The organism is Pristimantibacillus sp. PTI5 (assembly GCF_048572955.1).
Lineage (GTDB): Bacteria > Bacillota > Bacilli > Paenibacillales > Paenibacillaceae > Pristimantibacillus.
On the sequence record NZ_CP183886.1, the window covers coordinates 3,602,464 to 3,615,501 of the forward strand.

Here is a 13,038-nt window from a genome sequence, read left to right on the forward strand (position 1 = left end):
CAAGCTGGCTCTAGCGTTTTTTTTGTTCCAACAATAGATAAAAGAGGTATAATAGTGTCAAAGTTCGACAGCTGCGGAAACGCACAGCGGAAGGGGAAAACGGCTTGAAAAAAATGTCGTTGCGGACAAAAGGCTTGATTCTAATTGTGCTCATTTCTTTGATCCCGCTGTTACTTGCCGGTGTGGGCAATTATTCCGTAGTCAAGGAAGCGATGCTCCAATCGGAGATTGAGAAGACGAGCAGCATGCTGGACAACCGCGCTAACGATCTGGCTTCGTGGCTGGCGATCCGGAAGGCGGAGGTTGTGGTGATGAGCCGTACGGAAGTTGTGCGGTTCGGAACGGACGAGGAGCGTCTGCATTATTTTGGGCGGGAGCTCGTACGCGGAGGTTTCACTTATCATGCCATCGGCTATATGGATAGCGAGACGGGCATTACGCTGCGGACGGATGGCCCGCAAAGGGACATGAGCGGGGAAGCTTTTTTCGAAGAGGCGTCTGCAGGAGAAGTTGTGATTACGGACCCCTTCATTCCTTCGTACTCTAGTTCGAAGCAATCGTTTATTCTAGTGCCCGTATATGGCGCAACGAATGAGCTGAAGGGAATTGTTTATGCCTCCATCGTATTCTCGGCGCTGCGTCCGTTTATTGAATTTGCGGGCGAGAACGCAGTCCTCCGCTTGTTTAATGATGCCGGCGGGATGATTTATTGCTCCGATTGCGGGGAAATGAGAGCAACAAGCTTAGTCGAGAAGCAATCTCCTTTGCGTCCCATTGCGAGTAAAATGCTGAATTCAAACGCGGGAGTAGCGAACTTGAAAATAGGAGAGATCCCTTCCTCAGTTTTTTATACAAAGGTTAGCGATACGCCTTGGCGCATTGCGCTGCAGGAGCCGACGTCGAAGTTTCAAGAAATGATTAAGCCGATCTTTTGGCGTATTTTTAGTACGATTGCAATTTCCGAGGCGATTATCGTCATCTTTTTCTTTCTCTATTTCGAGCGCATCGTTAAACGTCTTGAGCGGATTCTTTTGGTTACGGAGCAGGCTGCGGCAGGACTCTTTGAAGCGGAGCATCTCGAGGTTGAGCCGCATGACGAGATTGGGCAGCTCGGACATTCGGTAAACGGAATGATGGAGCATTTGCAGGAAATGTTCGACCGGCTTGAGGCGATCATCAATCAAAACCAATATGCCTTTATCGTGCTCGACGACCAATACAAGGTGTCTTATCTCAATAAAACAGCGGAAGAAATGCTGGGTTATAAGACGGAGGAGCTGGCTGGCGTGGCAACTCCGCTCTTGTTCATAGATTTGGATGAGATCCGTTTGGAAGCCGAGAAGCTGACGCTCAAGCTCGGAAGAGAGGTTCAGCCAGGACTAGAGGTATTCAAGGAACTGCGCGGCGAGAGCTTCTCGTATGAACGGGAATGGACCTTTATTCATAAAGACGGCACCCGCATACCGGCGCTGCACAGCTCCAACGGCTTGCGTGACCGAAATGGCCGTTTCTCGGGCGTCGTCGGCATGGTGCTGGATATTTCAGACCGCAAGCATGTGGAGAAGGCGCGGAATCGACTGCTTGACATTGTGGAGTCAGCGAAGGATTTAATCGCATCGGTGAGCTCGAAGGGCAAGCTCGTTTATATGAACCGCGCCGGCAGAGAGATGCTGGGCTTGCTGAACGCCTCGGGCAACGAGCATTCGGTGGAGCAGCATTCGGAGCCGGCTATGTATGCGGAGTTCGTGAAGGGTGCAGCCTTGGCCAGGGAGTTTGGGTATTGGGAAAGCGAAGCCGAGCTGCTGAAGACAAATGGCGAGCCGCTGCATGTGTCCATGGTTGTCGTAGCGCATAATGATGAAGATACGGGCGAATTTTTTTTCTCCTGCATCGCCCGCGATATATCTGAGCAAAAAATGGTGCAGGAGGAGCTCGTTCGCGCTACGCAGGAAGCGGAGGAGGCGAATCAGGCGAAAAGCCGGTTCCTGGCGCTGATGAGCCATGAGATCCGGACCCCGCTCAACGGCATAATCGGTTTAACGCAGCTGATGCGCAAAACAGGGCTTTCCGCATCGCAGAAAGATTACATGGACAAGATGCATACGTCCTCCGAGACGCTGCTGCGGCTTATTAATGATATATTGGATTTTTCCAAAATTGAGGCGGGCAAGGTCGATATCGAACGGCTGCCCTTTCAGCCGGAAGAGCTTCTGCACCGCATAACCGATCAATTAAGCGTATTTATGGGCGGCAAGGAGCAATTCGAATTCATTGTGGATACGCCGGAGTCGTTGCCGCAGACCCTTATCGGCGATGCGATGCGTCTGGAGCAGGTCCTATTGAATATCTGTATGAATGCAATCAAGTTTACGAACCGCGGAAGAGTAAGGCTGCAGCTTGAGCTGGCGGGGGAATCGGATGACGAGATCAGCCTGCGCTTCACGATCTCGGATACGGGTATCGGCATGAAACCTGAACAGGTAGATAAGCTGTTTAAGCCCTTTACCCAGGCGGATGGATCCACTACGAGAAAGTTCGGCGGTACGGGGCTTGGCCTAGTCATCTCCCAATCGCTGGTAGAGCTGATGGGCGGCAAGCTTGAAGTAGCGAGCGAAGCATATGTGGGAAGCAAGTTCTACTTTACGCTGCCGTTCACCGTTATTCATAAATATGCGGAGACGCGCTGGCAGGCCGGTCAGGAATTCCGGGAGCAGCCCGTGTGGATTGTCGAGGACGATGACGAAATGCGCGGGCATTGGAGCAATATTATTGAATCCTACGGCTTGACCCCCATTCCCTTTCATTCTTGGAAAATAGCAAGAGACCGCCTTCGCCGCATTGGAGCCGGGGCATTGCCGAAGCTGATTGTTCTCGACATGGAAATGCCGGATATGTACGGTGCGGAAACCTGGCTCGAGTTCCACCGCGATGCGGAGTCGGCCGGCGTCAAAACGATTGCGATGACAACCTCTTACGGCCGCGATGAAATGCTGCAGCTGCCCGCAGAGCAAAGGCCGGTCACGCTGTTGATCAAGCCGATTATGAGAACGGCTATGCTGCGGGCGATAGAAAGCGTGCTGACGCATAAGGGCTCAGGCGCGGATGAGCAGGAGCGAACGGCTCCGCTGCTGCCGGTGCAGCCAAATACAGTGAATACCAGGATACTGCTGGCGGAAGACAATAAGATCAACCAGCTTGTCGCCATTGAGATCTTGAAGGAGCAGGGCTACGAGGTAGGGCTGGCGGAGAACGGCGAAGAGGTGCTGCAAAAGCTCGTTGACGAGCGATGGGATCTTATTCTTATGGATATTCATATGCCTGTTATGGATGGCTCGGAAGCGGTTCGTCTTATCCGCAGCCATGCCAAATACGATGATATTCCGATCATTGCCGTAACCGCCAATGTGCTTCGCAACGATCACGAGCGTTATTTGAAGCTCGGGATGAATGACGTGGTCACGAAGCCGATTTCCTCCGAACGTTTGCACACGGTTATATCTTACTGGCTCAAGGAGGGCTGCAAGCTTCTTTCGAAGCCTGTGGCGGCCGCGCGGGAGCTGCAGGCTGAGGCTGCTGAGCATCCCCGGGCGCCGGAGGCCAAGGCCGAGGGCTTATTGCTGCCTGCCATTCCAGGCATGGATATCGAGAGCGCGCTCGCTAGGGTCAATGGCAAGCTGCCGATTTTGCTTCATATGATGGAGCAGTTTGTGCTTGATTATGAAACCTTTGCGGATCAGCTCCGCATGATGGTCAAGCAATCGGAGTTAACCGTTGTCAAAAGAATGGCTCATACGCTGAAGGGAGCGGCCGGCTATTTATCGGCTTATGAATTGTTAGAGGCTGCTTGCGAGGTAGAGCGCATCGTGAAGCTGCCGCAGCTGGATACGGAGAGCCTGCAGTCGGCGATTATTCATTTAGAAGCCTTGTTAAAGCAGCTGGTGGACGGCCTTCGACAGGCGAAGGATGTTTTCGACAATAACTCCTAACAAATTTCTAACAAATTGTTGTCCCTTTATTGTCGGTATTGTATAGTAGAGATTGTATAGTAGAGATACCATAAATATTTGACAGAAATCTTCTATCCTCAAAAAGGGTGACGACAATGTATAAAGTTCTAGTTATTGAAGATGACGTCATGATGAGTGATATGCTGTCTATGTATTTATCCGAAGAAGGCTATTCCGTCATGCAGGCCTACAGAGCAGACGATGGATTGAGACTCGCAAGCGAATTCAATCCTGATTTGGTGCTGCTTGATTTGATCCTGCCCGACTTAGACGGCATGGAAGTTTGCGCACTCATCCGAAAGCGCTCTAACGTACCGATTATGATTTTGTCGATGAAGAGTGAAGTATCGGAAAGGGTTCAGGCGTTAAAGGCTGGTGCTGACGACTACATGTGTAAGCCGTTTAGCATGCATGAGATGACAGCACGGGTAGAAGCGCTGATCCGCCGATCGAACTCAATGCAGACAGAGGCGACGCAGCAGGTTGCTGCAGCGGTAGAAACGGTCGAAGACGGCAATCCGATTCAACTAGATTTTGAAAGACGCTTACTGCTTGTTCGCGGCCAATTGGTCGAAACTACTTTCTCGGAGTATGAACTTATGAAGCTGTTTCTTGCATATCCGGGAAAAGTATTCAGCAGGGAAGAACTTATAAATACGATCCGCGGCTTTGATTCCTTTGTGACTGACCGTGCCATCGACGTACATATTGTTAATCTTCGGAAAAAGATTGAACAGAATCCGAAGGAGCCGAGGCTCATTCGGACGGTTTGGGGATTCGGCTATAAGTACACGGCTCAGCACACCAGCATGAGCCAAACCTAATTGCACATGATAAATATTGCTGAGAACCACTCTGCCGATGCGGAGTGGTTCTTTTTTTTAACGAAATTATCATGTGCAGGAATGTAAGGTTTATCTGCAGGGGTGTTAAAATATCTAACATTATCCTAAATATATGCAACTAATTTTTCTAATAATTGTATGCCACAATAGGTTTAAATCATGGATTAGGACGGTGGTCGGATAAAATGGATGCGGTAACCGGGTTGCCTTGCCGCAATGAGGCTTTTGCGCAGCTTGAAGTGGCGGTAAATGTCGTACGTGCGGCAGGTAAGCGGATGGTAGTGGTGTTGGTTGATCTGGATCGGTTTTATCGTGTAAACGAAACAAAGGGGACGGAGTTCGGCAATCAATTACTTTACATGATCGGGCAGCGGCTGGCAGAAGCAAGAATGGTTGCAACGAGCGTAAGCCGCGTCGGAGGCAACCGCTTCATGGTGGCGATACCGCTCGAGCATGACGAGAGCCAAGGCATTCAGGCTGTGGAAGCGATCAAAAATGCGGTTGAACGCCCGATCGATGTCGATGGTACGGAACTGTATTTAACCTCAAGCATCGGAGCAACGTTGTTCCCGCAGGATGGACGGACAAGTGAACAGCTCATTTGCCGGGCAGAATCAGCCCTTTATCAATCCAAGGAATTAGGCGGCAATCGCGCGCGGTTCTACAATACGGAGGATACCGTTCAATTGAATAGGCGAATCGGCATCGAGGCGGGGCTTAGGCCAGCTTTATATTTGCGGCAATTTCGACTATGCTATCAGCCTGTATTCCAGGCGGCAGACGGCAAGCTAAGAGGATTCGAAGCGCTGATTCGATGGGAGCATCCCGAGCTTGGCGAGATCGCGCCATTGGAATTCATTCCTATTGCCGAGCACAATGGCCTTATCGTTCCGATCGGGGAATGGGTGCTCCGTGAAGCATGCAAGAAGCTCGCGAGCATAAACAAAGACGGAGCTAGCCGCTTAATCATGTCGATTAATGTTTCAGCGCTGCAATTGCAGGATTCTTCCTTTTCCCAGACGGTCCTCAATGCGATCAAGGATTTTGAGCTGGATGCCTCTTTATTGGAGCTGGAGATCACAGAAAGCCGCGGCATTTATGATTCGACATTGGCATTGGCTGCCCTTAGCTGGCTTCGGGCGGCAGGAGTCCGGATCGTGTTGGATGACTTTGGGACAGGATTCTCTTCGCTTATAAATTTGAAGCAACTACCGATTCAATGCTTAAAAATCGATCGATCGTTTATTAAGAAAATTGACCTTCATAGCGCGGAGCGGATTATCGTGGAAGGCATTATTAAGCTGGCGCATAAGCTGGGGCTGGAGATCATTGCCGAAGGCGTCGAGTACGGGGAGCAGTATGAGCTCTTGCGCGAGTGGGGCTGCGACTGCATACAAGGCTTTCTGCTTGGCAAGCCGACGGAGCATGATAAGCTGGATCCGTCGATGTTTCGCCACGCGGAATTCGAGGTGTTCCAGCGCTAAGGAACATCGGCTCTGCCGATAAGGCTGGGGAAATAGGAGCGTAAAATTTAAAAGACCTGACAGGGCACGCGGAATGTGCCTTCAGGTCTTTTTTCTAATATATGCTAACATACTTCAAGATAAAGCTTCGTTCCGTCGTTATATTGGAAAATAGCCACGTCGCGTACCATTTCTACCGATTTGATTCTTCTCCATTTTTTGCGGAAATCAAAGTCCAATTCCAATTCGTACAATTTATGATGAAGCAGTTCTATGGATGCCGATTGTTCGTTAGGATAGTACACAGGGACGGAACGACTTTTGAAGGTAACGATTTTCATCATTTCCTATAACACCTCCGATCGATTTCCCCTATTCTAACGTAAACCTTTTAGCCTCTTATGAAACTGTCGTCAGGATTTTGTTTATTTTATTTACACTTTTCTAACATATTCGACATTTACTGCGCTTTTTAGCTGGAATAGCTGCTGTAGTTCTTTTTGTAGTAGCCATGTCCGCGATGCGGTCGGCTGTGCGGGCGATAATGCCCGTGGTTATAGTCACTGCTGCTATAATGACGACGGCTGCGATGCTTGCGTCCCATGAGTGAATAGATTAAACGTTTGAGTAAATGCTTTAGCATACTAATGCCCCCTTTAATCGTTTTGTCGAAAATTGTCTGAAAATGCGTATGCTTAATTTTGTGAAACAAACAGCTTGTGACAGCGTACACGTTCATATAAGTAATCGTACGAATTTTTGTGGTTAAAGTTTCTTATTCGCTGAACCGTCCGCAGGAATTTTACCTAAGGAGGGCATGCAGCTGCTGGAGGAGAAGCGTCATGCGGTCATTTATTGTAGGCAAATATAAAGAAATCATTAAGCATTGGCGGGATTTTCCGCTCCGTGTCGGCGTGGTATGGATGAAACGTTACCGCATCGAACGTTTTATCGGCATGGGCAGCTATGGGCAGACTTATGCATGCACAGATATTATATCGGGCCATACGATGCTGCTCAAACGCAATCTTCCAAGCAAAAAGGATATCGGAAGACAGCTGTTAGAGCGGGAAAGCAGCATTTTGAAGCAGCTGGATCATCCGCAGATCCCGAAATGGATCCGTTATGAGAAGCAAGGGAAAGACGAAGCGCTTCTCATGGAGCTCATTGTCGGCGAAAATTTGGAGCAGAAAATAGAGCAGGGACGCCTTTATTCCGTGCAGGAGTCATTAAGCATCCTGAAGGAGCTGCTGCGGCCGCTGGAGCATCTCCATCAAGCCGGATACGTGCACCGGGACGTTCGCATCCCCAACGTATTAGACAATGGAAGACGCCTGTATCTGATTGATTTTGGGCTTTCCTGCCGCATCGGCGAGCAGCTTCCCGAGACGCTGCGCATGGGGCTTAAAGAGCCTAAGTCATTCGATGATTTAAAGGCTCATGCGTCAGATGAGAGCTGGTCGGGCGCCAAGCAGCGCATGCGCAGACCTGACCCGGCTAGCGACCTTTACGGCTTAGGGCATTTTTTTCTATTCATGATGTACGCAGGCTTTGAATATGATGAAGGACAGGCGGAACGCAGCTGGCAAGAGGAGCTGGAGCTTCCGCTTGCCGTGAAGCAATTCGTCAGCAGGCTGCTTCAGCGCGGCGAGCCGGGCTGGGCGTCCGCGAAGAGCTGCGCGCAAGAACTGCAGCGGCTTTTGGATTCACTGGGGGATTCCGCCGATCCCTCATAAAGCGCGAATCATATCTTTAAAGCTCTGATTGCTTGTCACATAATAGACGACCGCGATAATGGCAAGATGCAGCGGGTAAAAGCTGCGCCAAACGAGGCGCGGGACCTTTATTTTGTCGGCGCTGCGCATAAAATCCGGCATATATATGATGAAGATAGTGGCAAATAAGCTAAAGGCTTGAATGAACCAGCCCTTTATAAAAAAACTTACCGCATTCAATGAAAAGTGAAACAAGGTAAACCACTGCGTTTGAGCATAGCGATATATAAGCACGAGCATCACGACATACGCGCCGTAGCTAAAAGGAAGAACCTCGAGCGCCCCGGCAAAACCGGCTGCTAACAGCGCTTGCGGGATAGGCTTGCCGTTCCATTTATCGAGCAGATAAAGAAGCAGCAGGCAGGCGAATAATGAGCCAACCGTATTGACCTCCAGCCGCTGAAAAGCAAATTGGTAGGGCAGCTGGGACAGAATAGCGATCACGGCTGTCCTCTTCAAATAACGATGAATATTACTCGTTCGGAAATAACCTAGGACCATCGTAAAAGCGTAAAACGGCAGTGCCAGCCGGCCGATGACCCTCCATGCGATATTTTCAGGAAACCATATGAGACCGATATGATCGATAAGCATCGTTAGCATAGCCAAAAATTGCAGCTTGGTCACCTTCATTCTCTCGTTTTTTATCCAGTATAGCATAGGTAATACGAGAGAATAGGAGCAGGAAGACCTCCAAGCCGCTTTGCGCGAGTTAGGAGGTCTCCATAGTTTGAATTCATCTAAAGGCCGGCATTTTTCTGCAGCCGCCGTGCAATTTGCATGAAATCCTCCTGCGAGATGCCAGGTGCGAACTCCTCCGGCAGTTCGCTTAAGTCGGGCATGGGCGCACCCTGCGGGGCGCCTTGAATGACCTCGAGCGGAGCACCGGTGAGCGGATTTTGGCCATTCCAAATAAGGACGATATCCTTATAATCATTTTGGCTGAACGTATACAGCTTGTTGCCGAGCCCCATCGCTTCATATTTGCGTGCCGTCTCAAAGCTGTTGTTGCTGAGGTCGGGTATAGGAATCAGCTTCTTCACGTCAACGCCGGTCGCGATTTCGAGCGCTTTGGCGTAAGCCAGCACATGGACCCCGCCGCGGACAAGCAAATAACCAATCATGGCGCGGGCAGTGGGATGGTCAGTCATCTCGTAGACTCGCATCTTATGCGTTCGCGCGCCGCATTCCAAGAAAAAGTTATGCAGCAGATCGAGCACTAGATTGCCGCTGCTAAACACGTTATCCCCCGTCCATGCGCGGCCCATGGAATCACCGGCCAGCGAGGTTTGGGCGGTTTGAATAAAAAAGTAGCTGTTACGCTTATTTACGCCCTCCTTCAGCGGTGCCGAATTCGGATCGCCGGGACTGGTGGTGCCGGTCAGCACCATATTTATTGCAGTCGAGACGAGCTCAACGTGGCCAAACTCCTCGGCGGTTATGCTGGATACAAGATCGTAAAAAGGCTTAAGCTTCTTTTTCTCGCGAAAATTAAAGGATTGGTACATGTAATTGTTCAAAGTAGACATCTCGCCAAATTTACCGCCGAGCAGCTCTTGCACCGCTGCCGCGGCATTCGCATCCGCATAGGGGGATGGCGGGAGCTCCACCTGAAGCCTGTTTATCCGTTCAATCATGGGCTTGCTCACCTCATTTCATTGACGACTCATTTTATGCATATGTATGACAGCTTTCGCCGTCATAGACCGTCAATGTCAAAGAGGACAACCTATTGTCGAATAAACCAACCTGCCGCTTGGCTTAGGTATTGAGCAGCGTAATGACGAGCAGCTCATAAAGGACGAGCGGAAGAACAGCGGCATAAGGATTCATAAAGGCGCGCGGATCGCGCATCGTGCATTGCAAATACAAGATACAATGATCGATATGCACGATCGTCCCCTCGTAGATATGGCCATCAACCGTTTGGACGCAAACCTGCTTATGCATGTGGCCGCCGCACATGCCCATTACGCGGTCCCGCACCTCCATCACCATCGCCGTGTGCTGCGGCTCCGCTTGATAAACGACAGGATCGGCTTTTCCCATTCCCGCTACGTGACTCGGATTCGGCATACCTCCCATACTGCCCATATGTCCCATATTCGGCATGCTGCCCATGCCGCCGACGCTTTGCATATGCCCCATATTCGGCATGCTGCCCATGCCGCCGACGCTAGGCATCTGCCCCATATTCGGCATGCTGCCCATGCCGCCAACGCTAGGCATCTGCCCCATATTCGGCATGCTGCCCATGCCGCCAACCTTTTGCTTATGTCCCATATCCGGCATGCTGCCCATACCGCCAACCTTTTGCTTATGTCCCATATCCGGCATGCTGCCCATGCCGCCAACGTTTTGCATATGCTCCATATTCGGCATGCTGCCTGAGCCGCCAACGTTTGGCACGTTGCCCATATTGCCGATATTGCCCATGTTCATCATATTTTCCGCCAAGCCAAAGACCTCCATTCGAATGGTATGTCATATAGGTATGCAGCAGGAGAGAGAGACATACGACAATCGAAAGTCGGGATTTCAACGTTTGGGGGGTGCCACTCGTCCATACCACTCTCTTTGATTTGCATAGAATAGAGTATGTTCGAGAGGGAGGGGGAATAGTAATGTCTTCAAATCTTAAATTAAAAGCTAGCAATGTTAAAACGGCTCATAAATCGAATAGTCATGCCCGTATATCTTCTAATTGTAAATGTAAAGAGGATCATAAAAGCTGCGGCTGCGGCCGCAGGGTTGATCCGGCAGTCGAAGCCATGCAGGATGCAGGAAGAGAATTAAGCGATATTTTCAAGCAATTGAAAGACGAGCAAACAGCAGCGAAGCTTGTGAGAGCGATTCGCTGCCGTGATGCAAGAGCCGTACAAAGCTTGCTTGACTGCAAATGCCGTGTCGTCTGCTTCTTCCGTAGCCGTGACAAAGATTGCGTAAGAATTTGTTGTTCGTTTGGCAGAAACCATGATGTAACGGTTACGTTCGATATTTGTGTCAGACGTGCGCAAGACGAATGCCGCCGCAACTTCTGGTTCTAATTTTTTCGGAAAAAGGGCTGCCCTTTAAAGGCAGTCTTTTTTTTGCCGTTTAAAAAGGACGGAAAATCACAGGGACCGCAATGGACGCATACGATAACGGAGTGAGAACTAAGAGGAACGAACGAGCAAGGAGGGAGTCAAGATGCCGCAAATTCCATATTTTCCGCAAGCTTTGTTAGATGAGCACCGTGATTGGCATCACACCTATCATCTCGTGCCGGGGACTGTGCCGCCGCCTGGCTATGGAGAACGTTTCTTACGCTTTCATCGCGATTATATCAACCGGGTATACCGATGGCATGATTCCATGGGCTACGACCGAAGATGGATTGCGGCTTGGCCGCAGGTGCCCGACGGCATTCGAAGAACGCCCTGTTACGATGCAGGTGCAGAACAGAGAGTGCAGTTCAATCCGCAGTCATTCACATCGGCGGACCAGCTGGGAAGCTTTATTGAGACCAGTCTACACGGCTGCTTTCATGAAATGGGGGCTCGCCTTTTCAATCAGCCGGAACTGAATGACTTTGATCTCGCCCCGCGCCATACGGAGTTCTATAATATTCATGGCTTAATTGACCAGTGGTATACCAATTGGGAGCGGGCATGGGGAGTGCGAGGGCAAGCCGCCGAAGGCGAAGCACGGGTTAGGTACAACCGCGCAACGCCCGAAGCACGCTCGCATAATAAGAAAAGTCACGGGGCACGAATTGCTTCGCCTGAACAAAGCGCCGCACGGCTGTCAGCGGCGCATCCGAATCGCCTAGCTCAACGCCAAGCGCAGCGGCCTCGGATAAAGAGCCTTCAAACATGGCGATCAGCACATCCAGATCAGCCTCGTAAACGCCGGCCACTTCTTCAGGCTGCAGCTTCAAATCCGACAAAGGCATATCGCACACGAGGCCAAAAACGTCGCTGACCTCCCGGTCGATAAACGGTTTTCCGTTCACCTCGCCGCTCGCATCCTCGCGAATTTGCCCCAGCGGAATGAGCTGCTCGAACGTGGCAGCTACGCCAAGCTCTTCTTCCAGCTCGCGTATAGCCTCGCGGATGGTTTCCCCTGCGGCCAAATGTCCGGCGGCCGTAATATCAAAGCAGCCGGGGTTCGTATCCTTGCTGGCTTGGCGAAGCTGAAACCGCACGAACCTGCGGTTTCCCTCGCGCCGCGTCAGCCAGCAATGGAAGGTGCGATGCCAATAGCCGCGGGCATGCGTCTCCGCGCGTGTGGCGGTTCCCAGCGGCCGAAGCTGCTCGTCATATATGTCGAACAGCTCCTCAGCCATGGGCAGACGCCTCCAACTGGGAGGTGCAGTGCTTGCAGCGGGTAGCTTTTACCGGAATCTTAGACAAGCAGTAGGGACAATCCTTCTCGGTTACTTCGACAGGCGCCGTTTCTTTTTTCTCGTTGCGGCGAAGGACGTTGATTACTTTGACAAGCAGAAAAATACAAAAGGCCACGATTAAAAAGTCCAGCATGACGTTAATGAATTGGCCGTAGGCGATGTAAGGTGCGGTAGCTGGATCTTTGAGATTTGCTATTTCGGTTTGTGAATACAGAGGAATCTTTAAATCTTTAAAATCCACGCCGCCCAAAATTCTGCCAATCGGCGGCATAATAATATCGTTGACGAGCGAAGTGACGATTTTGCCGAACGCGCCCCCAATAATAACCCCGACCGCCAGGTCGATGACATTGCCTTTCATTGCAAATTCTTTAAATTCCTTTACGATCTTCATTGCTTTTCCTCCTACAAATGTTAATGAAGCAAACCATGGCTTTCAGGATAAAGCAAATCTAGCATGCTGGCAAATGCCGATGTATCTAGTATTCCCCGTTTCGAAGACAGCCATCCTATCATAATAGCTGATGAAGGATAGAAGAAAAACTATCTTTGCTTTTCTTA

The 13,038-nt window shown here is 50.4% G+C and carries 13 protein-coding genes; 6 read left to right on the plus strand and 7 right to left on the minus strand.

Features of this window, described 5'->3' with window-relative positions; genetic code table 11:
* Nucleotides 1–113 precede the first annotated feature (113 nt).
* The 3 genes from ACN6MW_RS16225 (at nucleotide 114) to ACN6MW_RS16235 (ending at nucleotide 6,336) form a co-directional block, all read left to right on the plus strand.
* Nucleotides 114–3,986, plus strand: coding sequence for a response regulator (locus ACN6MW_RS16225; protein ID WP_419876361.1), 3,873 nt, complete (start codon nucleotides 114–116; stop codon nucleotides 3,984–3,986).
* Nucleotides 3,987–4,102: 116 nt separating this feature from the next.
* Nucleotides 4,103–4,831: a response regulator transcription factor gene (locus ACN6MW_RS16230; protein ID WP_419871144.1), complete on the plus strand. Its 729-nt coding sequence runs from the start codon at nucleotides 4,103–4,105 to the stop codon at nucleotides 4,829–4,831.
* A 206-nt stretch (nucleotides 4,832–5,037) separates the two neighbouring features.
* Nucleotides 5,038–6,336: a putative bifunctional diguanylate cyclase/phosphodiesterase gene (locus ACN6MW_RS16235; protein WP_419871145.1), complete on the plus strand. Its 1,299-nt coding sequence runs from the start codon at nucleotides 5,038–5,040 to the stop codon at nucleotides 6,334–6,336.
* A gap of 104 nt (nucleotides 6,337–6,440) precedes the next feature.
* On the opposite strand, the gene ACN6MW_RS16240 is transcribed toward ACN6MW_RS16235, so the two are convergent.
* Both ACN6MW_RS16240 and ACN6MW_RS16245 read right to left on the minus strand, forming a co-directional pair.
* A complete protein-coding gene (locus ACN6MW_RS16240) occupies nucleotides 6,441–6,659 on the minus strand; it encodes a hypothetical protein (protein WP_364150397.1) in 219 nt (72 codons plus the stop codon).
* 128 nt (nucleotides 6,660–6,787) lie between these two features.
* Nucleotides 6,788–6,958 carry a hypothetical protein gene (locus tag ACN6MW_RS16245; protein ID WP_364150400.1) on the minus strand — a complete coding sequence of 57 codons (171 nt, stop codon included), beginning with the start codon at nucleotides 6,956–6,958 and terminating at the stop codon, nucleotides 6,788–6,790.
* Between the two features lie 199 nt (nucleotides 6,959–7,157).
* Between ACN6MW_RS16245 and ACN6MW_RS16250 the strand changes: the two genes are divergently transcribed.
* Entirely contained in the window at nucleotides 7,158–8,051 is an 894-nt protein-coding gene (locus ACN6MW_RS16250; RefSeq protein ID WP_419871146.1) for a serine/threonine protein kinase, read from the plus strand.
* On the opposite strand, the gene ACN6MW_RS16255 is transcribed toward ACN6MW_RS16250, so the two are convergent.
* The 3 genes from ACN6MW_RS16255 to ACN6MW_RS16265 form a co-directional block, all read right to left on the minus strand.
* Nucleotides 8,046–8,717, minus strand: coding sequence for a TraX family protein (locus ACN6MW_RS16255; protein ID WP_419871147.1), 672 nt, complete (start codon nucleotides 8,715–8,717; stop codon nucleotides 8,046–8,048). The genes ACN6MW_RS16250 and ACN6MW_RS16255 overlap by 6 nt on opposite strands.
* 113 nt (nucleotides 8,718–8,830) lie before the next feature.
* Nucleotides 8,831–9,727 carry a manganese catalase family protein gene (locus ACN6MW_RS16260; protein ID WP_419871148.1) on the minus strand — a complete coding sequence of 299 codons (897 nt, stop codon included), beginning with the start codon at nucleotides 9,725–9,727 and terminating at the stop codon, nucleotides 8,831–8,833.
* A 124-nt stretch (nucleotides 9,728–9,851) separates the two neighbouring features.
* Complete coding sequence (locus ACN6MW_RS16265; protein WP_419871149.1) at nucleotides 9,852–10,547, minus strand: hypothetical protein; 696 nt, start codon at nucleotides 10,545–10,547, stop codon at nucleotides 9,852–9,854.
* A 167-nt stretch (nucleotides 10,548–10,714) separates the two neighbouring features.
* On the opposite strand from ACN6MW_RS16265, the gene ACN6MW_RS16270 reads away from it, so the two are divergent.
* On the plus strand, nucleotides 10,715–11,137 hold the full coding sequence (locus ACN6MW_RS16270) for a hypothetical protein (RefSeq protein ID WP_419871150.1): 423 nt from the start codon (nucleotides 10,715–10,717) through the stop codon (nucleotides 11,135–11,137).
* Nucleotides 11,138–11,316: 179 nt separating this feature from the next.
* A complete protein-coding gene (locus ACN6MW_RS16275) occupies nucleotides 11,317–11,655 on the plus strand; it encodes a hypothetical protein (protein ID WP_419871151.1) in 339 nt (112 codons plus the stop codon).
* A gap of 126 nt (nucleotides 11,656–11,781) precedes the next feature.
* Here ACN6MW_RS16275 and ACN6MW_RS16280 read toward each other — a convergent pair whose 3' ends face one another.
* Nucleotides 11,782–12,417 (minus strand): NUDIX hydrolase, encoded by a 636-nt coding sequence (locus tag ACN6MW_RS16280; RefSeq protein WP_419871152.1) that lies wholly within the window; start codon nucleotides 12,415–12,417, stop codon nucleotides 11,782–11,784.
* The gene (mscL, locus tag ACN6MW_RS16285; RefSeq protein ID WP_419871153.1) at nucleotides 12,410–12,871 is read right to left on the minus strand and encodes a large-conductance mechanosensitive channel protein MscL; all 462 of its coding nucleotides are present in this window, start codon (nucleotides 12,869–12,871) and stop codon (nucleotides 12,410–12,412) included. The genes ACN6MW_RS16280 and mscL overlap by 8 nt, the downstream gene beginning before the upstream one ends.
* Between the last annotated feature and the right edge of the window lie 167 nt (nucleotides 12,872–13,038).